Below are 12,079 nucleotides of genomic sequence, written 5' to 3' on the forward strand. Positions count from 1 at the left end.
TGCTCATCAAAATATTCTTCCACATTACCAACCACTTACGGCATCATTAAACATATTGTCAGCTATTTGATTGAGGGCTTCTACGGCAGCGTTTGTTTCTCCTTCAATAGGATTTTCGTTGGTATCATAGGTGTCTGATCCACGGAACGTACTGCTCCATTCGGCTTGCTCCTTATCGGTATATTGAAAGGTAGCCCGCACAGATATACTTACTTCGTTTAAACTGCTCTGGCCTTCGCCGGTTACACTAAAAGGTTCATTGGCATAGCTGATAATAGATCCTTCCAATACGGCATCAGCGCCATCTCGGGAATTCGAAAGCTGCAGTCTTGTTTGATTGATAAATCGATTAACCAAAGCGGTATTCAGCTGATCACTCAGATTGCCCGTGCCGCCCGAAGATTGATCAGCAAAGAAGGGTATATAGACAGAGTTTACATCATCAGGTATAGAAGTTCCCGTAAAGCTATATCGAAAACAGCCGCTTAGAACAAAAGCGATGAGTAGTACAGCAAGAAGTCCCCGTTTTTTATTGCAGATCATATTGGTCCAGCTTACGGTAAAGGGTTCGTTCGCTTACGCCCAGCGCTTCGGATGCCTTGCGGCGATTACCGTCAAATTTTCTTAGGGCTTGTTCAATTAAAAATTGCTCTGCTTTTTCTATTGAGGGAACTTCATCTTCATTAAAAAACTGATAAAATAAGTTGTCTTCGTCAGATTCCTCTTCCGAAATATCGGCTTCGGCAAAAGATTCAACGCCGCCAATCTCCTCATCTGCAGCGTCGCCGATATCTACATCCATTTCAACATCACCCATATTACCTTGGTTAAACTCATCTTGGATATTTTGGGGCAGAGCCTTCATATTTTTTTGCGAAAATGTTGAATAAAGGAAGGTTCCCAGCATCTTTTTCAGGTCGCCAATATCACTTTGAAGCTCTACAAGGGCCCGGTAAATAAGTCGCTGATCGTCATTTCCGAAGGCTCCGTTTGATCCTTCCTGGGAATCTTTACCAGCAAGAACCGGGAGGTTGTCGGCCGAGCCTTCGTGTTGTCGTCCTTTGAGATACTTCTGTAATTTTTCGGTATCGATAAATTGAGATTTTTCAAGCACTACCAGCTGCTCGGCCACATTGCGAAGCTCACGGACGTTACCGGGCCAGCGGTACGATATTAAAAGCTCTTTGGCATCATCCGAAAAGCCCTTGAATACCGAATCGTACTTAGCAGAAAATTCGGTAACAAACTTTCTAAAAATGGGGATAATATCATCGGGTCGCTCGCGGAGCGGGGGAAGTTTTACTTTAACGGTATCGAGACGGTAGTAGAGATCTTCGCGAAAATCATTATCCTGAACCAGCTGCCATAAATCCTTATTGGTAGCAGCTAACACCCGTACATCAGTTTTGCGAAAGCTGCTTGATCCAACTCGAAAGTATTCTCCTGTTTCGAGTACCCGGAGTAATTTTACCTGGATGTTAGGAGGAGTATCGCCAATTTCATCCAGAAAAATAGTCCCGCCGTTTGCTTTCTCAAAATATCCTTCGCGCGCTTCATGAGCTCCAGTAAAAGCACCTTTTTCGTGTCCAAAAAGCTCACTTTCAATAATGCCTTCGGGAATGGCCCCGCAGTTGACGATAACCATATTGTTTTTGCTGCGGTGACTTATTTCGTGAATGGCTTTGGCCGTCACATCTTTACCAACGCCACTTTCACCTTCTAACAGCACGGTAATATCGGTGTCGGCTACCTGTATAACTTTGTCGATAACCTGCTTAAGCGCAGCAGATTCTCCAATAAGTCCAAATCGTTCTTGAAATGCTTCACGATCCATAGGGGAGAAGCTCGTTTAAAAAGTATTTGTTTTAAAAAAACAATTTTGTTTTAGTAAAGGTAATAATTACTGCTTTAGATACATAAAGATTCCACAGCAATATAACAACGAGAGCTGCTTTAAAAGCGTTTCTCAGGAACTATCTGTTGACTGTTTATAAATGGACTGATTGAATAAAATAATTCAGTCAAGAAATTTATGCAGCTACTGTTTCCCGGCTAAACTCCTGAATACTGCTTTTTTTAATGAAGTCACCCATCAACGTAGCTGATGTGCAGTCCGATATTGTAACCTCAACATAATCACCTTTTTCAATGTGATCAGGTCGATCAAAAACGACCATTTTATTGGTATCTGTTCGTCCGCAAAGCTGTTCGTCGGATCGCTTGCTAGTGCCTTCAACAAGCACAAGATGTCGTCTGCCAATTTCTTTTTTGTTCAGCTCCTCCTGAATGTTCATCTGCTGTTCGATAATCTCAGAGAGGCGGCGTTTTTTGACTTCTTCAGGAACGTCGTCTTCATACTTTCTTTGTGCCAGGGTACGTCCGCGTTCGGAGTAGGCAAACATGTAGGCCAGATCGTATTTTACCTCGGCCATCAGCGACATGGTATCTTCGTGCTCTTCTTCGGTTTCTCCGCAAAAACCGGTAATAATATCCGTGGATAAAGTGACGCCCGGAATGATATCACGCATTTTTTCAACAAGATCTAAATACTGCTCACGAGTGTAGGGGCGTCGCATCCGTTCCAGCACATCATTGTTTCCGGATTGTGCCGGAATGTGGATATAGTTGCAAAGATTTGGCTGTTCGGCAATAATTTCGAGCAGTTCTTCGGGAAAGTCCTTCGGGTGTGGTGAGGAGAAGCGAATTCTCATCTCCGGATCAACTTGACTGGCTTTATACATCAAGTCAGCAAACGAGTTATCACCATCGTCGTAGGAGTTTACGTTTTGACCCAGCAGAGTTACTTCTTTATATCCTTGATCGCTAAGCTCCTGCAATTCTTCGATAATACTTTCAGCCGTGCGGCTTCGTTCACGTCCACGCGTAAACGGTACCACGCAAAAGGCACACATATTATCGCAACCCCTCATAATAGTAACAAATGCGCTGACACCGTTGTCATTGCGACGAACGGGTTTAATGTCGGCGTAGGTTTCTTCAAGCGAAAGAATAGTGTTTGCGGCCTTTTGTCCGTCCTCAACATCAGAGAGTAGCTTCGGCAAATCGCGATAGGCATCTGGACCCACAACGAGATCAACGAGCTCTTCCTTCTCCATTATTTTTTCGCGGATGCGTTCGGCCATACAGCCCAGTACGCCCACCGTCATTTCACGATCTTTCCGTTCTCTTTTGAGGGCTTTAAATTCTTTAAGGCGATTCCAGACGCGTTCTTCGGCATTTTCGCGAATAGAACAGGTGTTGATAAAAATGATTTCGGCATTGTCGGGCTCGTCAACCGGCTGCATGCCTTCCTCCATCAAAATGGAATTGACGATCTCGGTATCAGATACGTTCATCTGACAGCCGTATGTCTCGATATAAAAGTTGCGTTGATCCACTGTAAGGGGCTGTTTTATTCCTGATTATTTAGACTGATAAATATAAGAATAGATTCGCTCTTTATGAAAGTTTTGAAATGATAATATCTTAAGTCCCCGGCACTTTATAAGTGCCGGGGACTTAACAGCTTATATTGTAACCAGATGTAAATAGAAGAGGAAAAGGTTTACCAAGTTTAGAAAATTAGGTAAACCTTAGAATCAGTTCGGCCAGGTTTCGGGGGTTTTGCGCCATTCGGCCAAGGTTTCCAGATCCGATTCGTTTACGTAATCGTTTTTGCTTGCTACATCAATAAGTGTAGCATAATCGGTGAGCGTAAACATGGGTACGCCGACTTTCTTGAATCGCTTGTTGGCTTTGTCAAATCCGTAGGTGAAAATACTCAGCACGGCTTCAATTTCGGCGCCGATAAACTGCAGAGCTTCTACAACGGAGATTGCTGATCCACCGGTAGAGATTAAATCTTCGATGACGATCGTTGTTTCTTCTTTTTGGATCCCGCCCTCGATCTGGTTACCTAGTCCATATGCTTTGGCCTTGGCGCGGACGTATGACATAGGTTTGTCCATGTTTTCGGCTACCCAAGCAGCATGCGGAATACCTGCCGTGGCTGTTCCCGTGATAACTTCTACATCGGGATATTTCTGGGAAATAAATTCGACCAATTTTTTTGCAATCTTTTTGCGGATTTTAGGATATCGCATTGTCAGACGGTTATCGCAATAGATGGGCGAATTCCATCCCGATGACCACGTAAAGGGATCGTTGGGGCGGAGGATAACCGCGTTAATGTCGAGTAAATCAAGTGCAATTTCTTTGGCAAATGTTTGATCAATAATCATATACAAGTATTAATAGTTCGCGTGCTAATCAACGTTAATAATAACGAAAAGACTTTACCGATTGATTAGTATATTATTAAATAATTTCTAAAATATATAAAAGTCCCTGCATACATATCAGTGCATAAACTCCGGCCAGTAGGTCATCAACAAGAATGCCCCAACCGCCGGGAATTTCTTGCAATTTGTTGACGCCAAGTGGCTTCTGAATGTCAAAAAAGCGAAAGAAGATAAATCCAACGAGCAGTAAAAGTAAATCTTGTGAAAGAATTCCGCTAAAGGGAACAGCGATAAAGGTCATAGCCTGACCGGCAAACTCGTCCATCACCAGGGGAGAGGGATCGCCCCCCCATTCTTCTTCGCACTCTTCGGATACCCAAACAGTAATATAGGAAAATAGTATTGTCAACAGAGCCATTCCGTACCACGGGCTATATAATCCCACAAAATAGATGGGGAAAAGTGCGAAAAAGCTACCCCATGTACCCGGGGCGTTTGGTAAAAATCCGGCGTTAAAGAAACTACCGAGTATCGGTTTTAGTTTTGGCATCTTTCTGTAGTGAAAATATTTTTCTGTTAATAAAAGCATATTCTATTCCCGAATAAACGGTGATGGCCACGATGATCATCATCAGCCAGCCTAAAATTCCTGATTGCAGGAGCTGTACACAGTAACTGCTGAGCCACACATCCGTTTCGATAAAAACGCCCACCATAAGTACTATATAAAGGAAAAACATCTGGCTTAAGGTTTTTGCCTTAGCCGTAAGGCGGGTATCCATCGTAATGTTGCGGTAATCAGCCAACATGCGCATACCGGTGACAAATATATCCCTGAAAACAATAACTCCAATAGCCCACCAGGGAAATTGGGCAGTATCAATAAAGGGCAAACAGATAAACCCTGCAAAGGTCAAAAACTTGTCGGCCAGGGGATCTAAAAATACTCCGTATTCAGTTTCAGCACTGTACATGCGGGCGATATACCCGTCAAAAAAATCGGTGACCACGGCTACGGCAAAAATACCTACACTTAGGGCACGCCACACCACTTCATCCTGCACATACAGGATTAAGAAGATGGGAGCCAAAATAATACGGATAGTACTCAATATGTTGGGTATTTGACGCACGGCTCAAAGATAGTAATTGTTATAGAGAATTAAATCTTTTTTGTGACACAATAATTAGCTTCGAAAAGCTGCCAGAGTTTAATATTTTGATCAACGATTTTTGCTCAACATAAAATATCGATGCTATATGCAATGCCGGATAATATCTATAGGAAATGAATTACTTATCGGTGATACGGTAAATACTAATGCCAGCTGGCTGGGCGATGTGCTTACCGAGGCGGGAGTTGATGTGACCCATATTTATACGATTGGCGATGATCTGGATACGATGAAGGATATTTTATCGGAGGCATTATCGTCAACCGACCTTATTATTACAACCGGTGGACTTGGTCCCACCCACGACGATATTACGAAACGGGCCGTGACCGAGCTTTTTGATTGTGAACTGGTTCTAGAAGATTCTGTACTGGAGTTCATTAAAAAGGTGTTTAAGAAGCGCAACATCCCATTTAGTAAGTCGAATTATCACCAAGCCGAAGTACCTGATTGCTGTGAAGTGCTTTTTAATACACAAGGAACGGCTCCGGGCATGTGGTTCGATCGCGATTCGGTGAATCTGGCGGTGCTGCCTGGCGTACCCCACGAAATGAAACACCTGATGAATGAAAAGGTAATACCAAAGGTGAGGAGCATTAATGGGGATACGGAATTTCGTCGTTCACACTATATTACCACGGCCGGGATTGGCGAAAGTACGCTCAGCGATAAGGTCGTGGGTCCGCTTGGGGATGTATTACCCGATCATGTTAGCGTAGCCTATCTGCCGAGTACACAGGGGACCAAGATCCGAATAAGTGCTTACGGCAATTCGGATAGAGAAATTGATGAGCGAATAGATCCTGTTCGAAATCATATCATGCAGAAAGCCGGAAAATACATAATTGGTGAGGGCAAAGATCTTAATCTGGCGAAAGCGGTTGGCAAATTATTAGCCTCAAAAGGGATATCATTAAGTGTTGCGGAGAGTTGTACCGGTGGTTACCTGGGAAATGCTATTACGGACGTACCGGGCAGCAGTCGATATATGATGGGAGGTGTTATTGCTTATGCGAACGAGGTAAAAGTAGACCATCTTGGGGTTTCGGCGGATGATCTAAATCGGCAGGGCGCCGTAAGCAGACCGGTGGCACTGCAGATGGCAAAAGGCGTTGCGGAAAGGTTGGGGGCCGATATCGGTATTTCTACAACTGGTATTGCCGGACCGGGCGGTGGCACGGAAGAAAAGCCGGTAGGAACGGTTTGGATTGGATACTGGAGTCGTGATGAACATTTTGCTGTTAAAGCTCGCTTTACGAATGATCGACTGATCAATAAAGAGCGTTCGGCGGCCGTTGCTTTAGAAATAGTCAGACGATCGATCATGGGAATAGAAGGAATGCCATACGGGCTCAAAAAATATCCGGCTTGAAATTATTACGCACCACATACATGCTTTTGATATTGCTTACGGCTTGTCTTTCAACAGCCGTGGCCCAAGTCGATTCTACCACTGTCGACTCGGTAGCATTGGATTCTGCTGCAACGGATACGCTCTTTTTATATCCGCCGGAATTTCCTGCGGTAAATATTGATACTGTTACTTTTGATACTGCGGTAACAGATACGCTTTTTCGTTTTCCGTTGAATATAGCAGCCCTGCAGGATACCCCCGATCAACCTGCATCACAAGAAGAGGAAAAAGAACTTTTCAAGGTGAATCCTTGGGAATTTCATGCGCCGCTGGGAGCCAAACGCACGGCTACCGACAGTACCCTGCGGTGGCAGAATTGGCCGGACTGGACCTATAAACTTAATCAAGAGCCGGGTGTTATCAGCTACCGGCTGGGGACAAATATTCGATCTAATGCCGTACAGCGCAATGCGCACGAACCGCGTCACCAGCAGTTGTATTGGGAGGATATATCGTTAAATGATCCTGTTTCGGGAATTGTTAACTGGGAGCTTATTCCCGAAAATAAGATAGCTGATTTTTATTCTGATGATTTGGGTACCGTGCACGAGTCAAGATTTTATCATCACCAGTATTATATAAATAAGCCGCTTTCCAGGCTGATCTACAGCGAGAGTAAGTTCAATTATCGCAACCTGGAGTTTGAGGTGAGTCACAATTTATCGCAGCGGACAAATGTGGAATTAAGCTACTGGGATCGGCGTTCCGGGGGAGAATATAGCAACTCCGAAATTACCGGACGTCAAATTTACCTGAAGGCCAGTCATCATTTAGACCAAAACAAATACCTGAAACTTAACTACATCACCAATAATTACGATATCGGTCAGCCTTTTGGATACAATATGTCGGATATGCGGACCTTTAATTTTGATCGCTACTCGGCTTCAGCGGTTCAGAATTCAGCTATAACTAATCAGAAAAACAATATACTTACGTTAAATTATTATCAGCGTAATTCCGACAGCACTCAAACAGAAGATAATTTCAGGGCGGGACTTTTTCACCGAAGCGATGAACGCCTTTTAACATTTCCGGGTGACAGTACCGGATATAGCCTAACAACAGTTGGCCTTAATGCACGGAAGTGGTGGCAATGGGGCGGTCTGCAGCTCGAGGCCGGAGCCAAGGCCGATTATTCCATTAATCAAACGCCGGAAAATAGAAGTTTTGCCGCTGATAATTGGGCTACGGCTAAAGCGGATGGAAGTTTGTTATTAGATTTTATTCCGGTTATCGATTTAATGGGTGATGCTGAAGTGCAAATGCGCTCCGATGGATTCCAGTCGTACCAGGTAAATGCTGAAGCAGAAATTCCCATCGGTGGATTTTTGCTCAAGGCAGGAGCATCCTCAGGCACTATTATGCCCACACCGCAGCAATTGTATTGGAATTCCGATCAGTTTCAGGGTAATCCCGATCTTGAAAATGAAAAATTACAGGATATACGGGGAACACTGAGCTATCATTTTACTCCCGATACCAAGATTGGCATTCGGGGACAGCACAAAGAGGTTACTGACGGCGTTATGATGGCAGATAGTCTTTTTGCCAATGTAGATAATTATGCTTCACAATCAGCTACGGCCTTTTTTGAATGGGATTTGACGCACTTTGAATTTGAAGGATCGGCCGTTTTTCATCGCTTTACGGATAGTTATTTATCGCCATCCGGTACTATCCCTATGTCTTCGCAAGAGCGGATTTGGTTGAAAGGAAGCGCCTACTGGAAAGGCTATCTATTTGATCGGGCTACTTATGTAAAAGCGGGGGTTTCGGGGATGGCCGCACCGTTTCGCTATCAAGCCGACCATTATTATCCTGAATTAAATTACTGGCAGTCGATAAGTGACGATCAGCAATTGCCGATGTTCAACAGGCTGGATGTCAATATTTCGGCCCGTGTGCGTTCTATTATGTTTATTTTACGGTGGGAAAATGTGCTTGACGATGTTAGTCAACTCGGCTACTTTGAGACTGCTCGTTATCCCATGTCGCAACGCCGATTTATATTTAGCGTGCGAGCACTTTTTAGAAATTAAAATATCATTGATTGATGAGTTTAGGTTACGTCGTTAAAGAAGGTTTGGCCGGAATTAGCCGGGCAAAACTTGCAGCATTTACTTCAATATTCTCACTTTTTATTGCGGTATTGCTGTTGGGTTTACTTGCTCGCTTGGGTTACAATGGCTACGAAGTGGCACAATCGCTAAAAAAGTCGATAGATGTAGAAGTGTTCTTGATGGATTTGGATGAGCGGACCACAGATAAGTTGTCTGAGCGTTTGAAGGGGGAAGAGCTTGTTCAGGAAGTGACGTATATTTCCAAAGACAGTGCGGCCGCTGTTTTTGAAGAAGAGTTTGGCTCAGCAGGGAGTTCGCTGGCAGATCTCAAATTCTTGCCTGCTTCTTTTAAATTGAGTATTGATCCTAATGCTCAAATTTCACAGGTCGATTCGCTGGTTAATCAGATTCAATCCTATAGCGGGGTGGATGAGGTGCGTTTTAATCAAAAGCTGCTGAAGCGTATAGAATCTAATTTCCAAACGGCAGCCATGGTTGGCGGGGGACTGGGGATTCTTATTTTGCTGGCTTCAATGATTTTAGTCTTCAACACTATCCGGCTAACAATTTATGCCAAGCGCGATCTTATTCGGGCGATGAAACTTGTGGGGGCTACCAATGGATTTATTCGTCGTCCATTTGTTGTTGAGGGTATTATTCAGGGCTTAATTGCCGGCCTACTGTCGGTAGGCGTTATGTATGTTGGATTTCACTACTTACTCCCGGAGTATCTCCCGCAGTTGGGCATCTTGGAATGGCCTTTTGGACGCTGGTACTACCTCAGTGGGGCAATGTTGCTGTTGGCGATGTTTATGGGATTCTGGGGCAGCCAGTGGGCAGCACGAAGATTTATTAAAGAAACCTCTATTTCGGAGTAACTAATTCTATTGCTTTGCTAATTTTACCTCTCTTTACAGCTCATGCTTGCTCAGGAGTATAGCTTCTTCGCAACCTGAGAGAGTGCAACTCCATCGCCACTAAAAACCGTGGCTCTTATAATGATACGTTCAATCGGTAAGAATATATACGTTCCGCAGCGGAGCTACGGAACGAGATGTGAGTGCTGGATCTACTGTAGCTCAAAAACGTTGAATACTACGCCACTCAGATTTCGAGATAGAGCTTAAGGTGTAAAATCTGAGTAATCAGTAAAATCTGTGTTCTACTTCCGCTTGTCTTTTATATAAACTGCTTTTGATTGTCCCTCACCGGTAGAGCGCTCCTCAATCTGAAAGAGTTTGGTCGCCTCCACAAGGTTACTGAGCTTTCGGTATCCATAATTTCGGGGATCAAATTCCGGAGATTGTTTGGCAATATAGCTGCCAGCCTGACCCAAGTGCGCCCAGCCGCTTTCATCAGAGGAAGCCTCAATGGCGTTACGCAACAGGTTGACAAGTTTAGTGTCTTGTTTTAGTTCATTGGTCGACATGCGTTGTATAGAAGAATCCTCATCAGTTTCTTCCTCACTGCGAAGTACTTCGGTATAAATAAATTTATCGCAAGCCGCCACAAAGGGATCCGGGGTTTTTTGCTCTCCAAATCCATATACATACAAACCAGCTTCGCGGATGCGGGCTGCTAACTTGGTGAAGTCACTATCACTCGAAACAATGCAAAAACCATCGAACTGATCGGTGTAGAGCAAGTCCATGGCATCGATGATCATAGCGCTGTCAGTCGCATTTTTACCGGTCGTGTAGCCAAATTGTTGGATAGGTTGAATGGAATGATCAAGCAGATGATCTTTCCATCCGCGTAGTTTAGTGGAAGTCCAGTCGCCGTAAATGCGTTTAACATTGGCCGTGCCATATTTTGCAATTTCTGCCAGTAAGCCTTCGATAATTGAGGGCTGAGCGTTATCGGCATCAATTAAAACAGCTAATTTATGTGATGTTTTCTGATCCATAGGGGTTGCTATATTCAATTAAAATCATGTGGACTTTAAATTACGATTTTAATTCTTAACTCCAAGAGAGGCTGCATGGGGTTTTGGCGGGCACCATTACCAATGGTGGTGCACCGAAGGGTAATGATATTAAGCACAGTGGATAAAGCTAATTTTAGATAAAAGTGCCTTTTTAAACAGTCAGGAGGGGAGGGTAAGCAAATCCTTAATATTGAGTTAACAAAAGAATCAAAATTTTAAAATACCTTTATACATAAAATTTCAGCACGCATAATCACATAAACGGTCAATTCAAAAAAAACGAGATAATGGTTAAAAAAATATTTGCTCTTATATTATTCAGCGGCATGTTCCTATACTCCTGTGGATCGGGGGGACCGGCTAATGAAATACAAATCGATGGTTCCAGTACTGTTTTTCCATTAACTGAAGCCGTTGCCGAAGAGTATAGAAGTGAGGCTCCTAACGTTCGTGTTACTGTAGGACGATCCGGAACCGGTGGTGGATTTCAAAAGTTTATCCGTGGTGATATTGATATCAATAACGCCTCTCGAGAAATTCAGGAAAGTGAAGCTAAAGTAGCCGAGAAAAATGGGATAGAATATCTTGAATTGTCCGTTGCCTATGACGGCTTGTCGGTGGTTGTACATCCCGATAACGACTGGGTTGATTATCTTACCGTAGAGGAACTAAAGAAGATTTGGGAGCCCGAAGCACAAGGTGAGATAATGAACTGGAATGACGTGCGTGAAGAATGGCCCGATCGTCCACTCAACTTATACGGCGCCGGTACAGCATCTGGCACATTTGATTACTTTACCGAGGCCATCGTAGGCGAAAGTGGAGCAAGCCGCGGTGACTTTACGGCCAGCGAAGACGATAATGTACTTGTTCAGGGCGTAAGTACTGATCAAAATGCACTGGGCTTTTTTGGACTTGCCTACTATGAAGAAAATAGTGATAAACTAAAGCTTGTACCTGTTAAAGATGGGGACAAAGAACCTGTTACCCCAACTATTGAAGCGGTAGCCAATAATAGATATACCCCACTATCCCGTCCGCTTTTTATTTATGTAACGAAAGAGGCTGCACAACGACCTGCTACTCAAGACTTTGTCAAATTTTACCTGGAGACCGCTCCCAAGGTAACTAAACAGGTTGGTTATGTGGCTATGCCCGATTCTGTCTATCAAGTGCAGAAAAATAAATTTGAGGCCTTTTACGCCCAGCCAGATACTGCAACTTCTTCTGCAGAATAAAATAATCAGCTGCTGCCGTAT

Annotated in this window: 11 protein-coding genes; 4 read left to right on the plus strand and 7 right to left on the minus strand. The window is 43.8% G+C overall.

Annotation, left to right across the window (positions count from 1 at the left end; all coding sequences use genetic code 11):
- Positions 1-24: 24 nt before the first annotated feature.
- The 6 genes from U5J89_RS12545 to U5J89_RS12570 form a co-directional block, all read right to left on the minus strand.
- The gene (locus U5J89_RS12545; protein WP_322575981.1) at positions 25-543 is read right to left on the minus strand and encodes an LptE family protein; all 519 of its coding nucleotides are present in this window, start codon (positions 541-543) and stop codon (positions 25-27) included.
- Entirely contained in the window at positions 530-1,834 is a 1,305-nt protein-coding gene (locus U5J89_RS12550; protein WP_322575982.1) for a sigma-54 dependent transcriptional regulator, read from the minus strand. Before U5J89_RS12550 ends, U5J89_RS12545 begins: the two co-directional genes overlap by 14 nt.
- A 196-nt stretch (positions 1,835-2,030) precedes the next feature.
- Positions 2,031-3,398: a tRNA (N6-isopentenyl adenosine(37)-C2)-methylthiotransferase MiaB gene (miaB, locus tag U5J89_RS12555; RefSeq protein ID WP_322575983.1), complete on the minus strand. Its 1,368-nt coding sequence runs from the start codon at positions 3,396-3,398 to the stop codon at positions 2,031-2,033.
- Between the two features lie 201 nt (positions 3,399-3,599).
- Complete coding sequence (pyrE, locus tag U5J89_RS12560) at positions 3,600-4,241, minus strand: orotate phosphoribosyltransferase (RefSeq protein ID WP_322575984.1); 642 nt, start codon at positions 4,239-4,241, stop codon at positions 3,600-3,602.
- 76 nt (positions 4,242-4,317) lie between these two features.
- Positions 4,318-4,791, minus strand: coding sequence for a phosphatidylglycerophosphatase A (locus tag U5J89_RS12565; RefSeq protein WP_322575985.1), 474 nt, complete (start codon positions 4,789-4,791; stop codon positions 4,318-4,320).
- Positions 4,763-5,374, minus strand: a complete 612-nt coding sequence (locus tag U5J89_RS12570; RefSeq protein ID WP_322575986.1) for a CDP-alcohol phosphatidyltransferase family protein — start codon at positions 5,372-5,374, stop codon at positions 4,763-4,765. The genes U5J89_RS12565 and U5J89_RS12570 overlap by 29 nt, the downstream gene beginning before the upstream one ends.
- A 127-nt stretch (positions 5,375-5,501) precedes the next feature.
- Here U5J89_RS12570 and U5J89_RS12575 point away from each other — a divergent pair, with 127 nt between their 5' ends.
- Genes U5J89_RS12575 through U5J89_RS12585 form a run of 3 tightly spaced genes read left to right on the plus strand, consistent with a single transcriptional unit; the run spans position 5,502 to position 9,771 of the window.
- A complete protein-coding gene (locus U5J89_RS12575; RefSeq protein WP_322575987.1) occupies positions 5,502-6,788 on the plus strand; it encodes a competence/damage-inducible protein A in 1,287 nt (428 codons plus the stop codon).
- The gene (locus U5J89_RS12580; protein WP_322575988.1) at positions 6,785-8,872 is read left to right on the plus strand and encodes a putative porin; all 2,088 of its coding nucleotides are present in this window, start codon (positions 6,785-6,787) and stop codon (positions 8,870-8,872) included. Before U5J89_RS12575 ends, U5J89_RS12580 begins: the two co-directional genes overlap by 4 nt.
- Positions 8,873-8,886: 14 nt before the next feature.
- Positions 8,887-9,771 carry a cell division protein FtsX gene (locus U5J89_RS12585; protein WP_322575989.1) on the plus strand — a complete coding sequence of 295 codons (885 nt, stop codon included), beginning with the start codon at positions 8,887-8,889 and terminating at the stop codon, positions 9,769-9,771.
- Positions 9,772-10,055: 284 nt separating this feature from the next.
- Here U5J89_RS12585 and U5J89_RS12590 read toward each other — a convergent pair whose 3' ends face one another.
- A complete protein-coding gene (locus tag U5J89_RS12590; protein WP_322575990.1) occupies positions 10,056-10,799 on the minus strand; it encodes an NYN domain-containing protein in 744 nt (247 codons plus the stop codon).
- A gap of 308 nt (positions 10,800-11,107) precedes the next feature.
- Between U5J89_RS12590 and U5J89_RS12595 the strand changes: the two genes are divergently transcribed.
- Entirely contained in the window at positions 11,108-12,058 is a 951-nt protein-coding gene (locus tag U5J89_RS12595) for a PstS family phosphate ABC transporter substrate-binding protein (RefSeq protein WP_322575991.1), read from the plus strand.
- Positions 12,059-12,079 lie beyond the last annotated feature (21 nt).

The sequence above is a fragment of the Fodinibius sp. genome (assembly GCF_034521915.1).
In the GTDB taxonomy this organism is placed as follows: domain Bacteria; phylum Bacteroidota; class Rhodothermia; order Balneolales; family Balneolaceae; genus Fodinibius.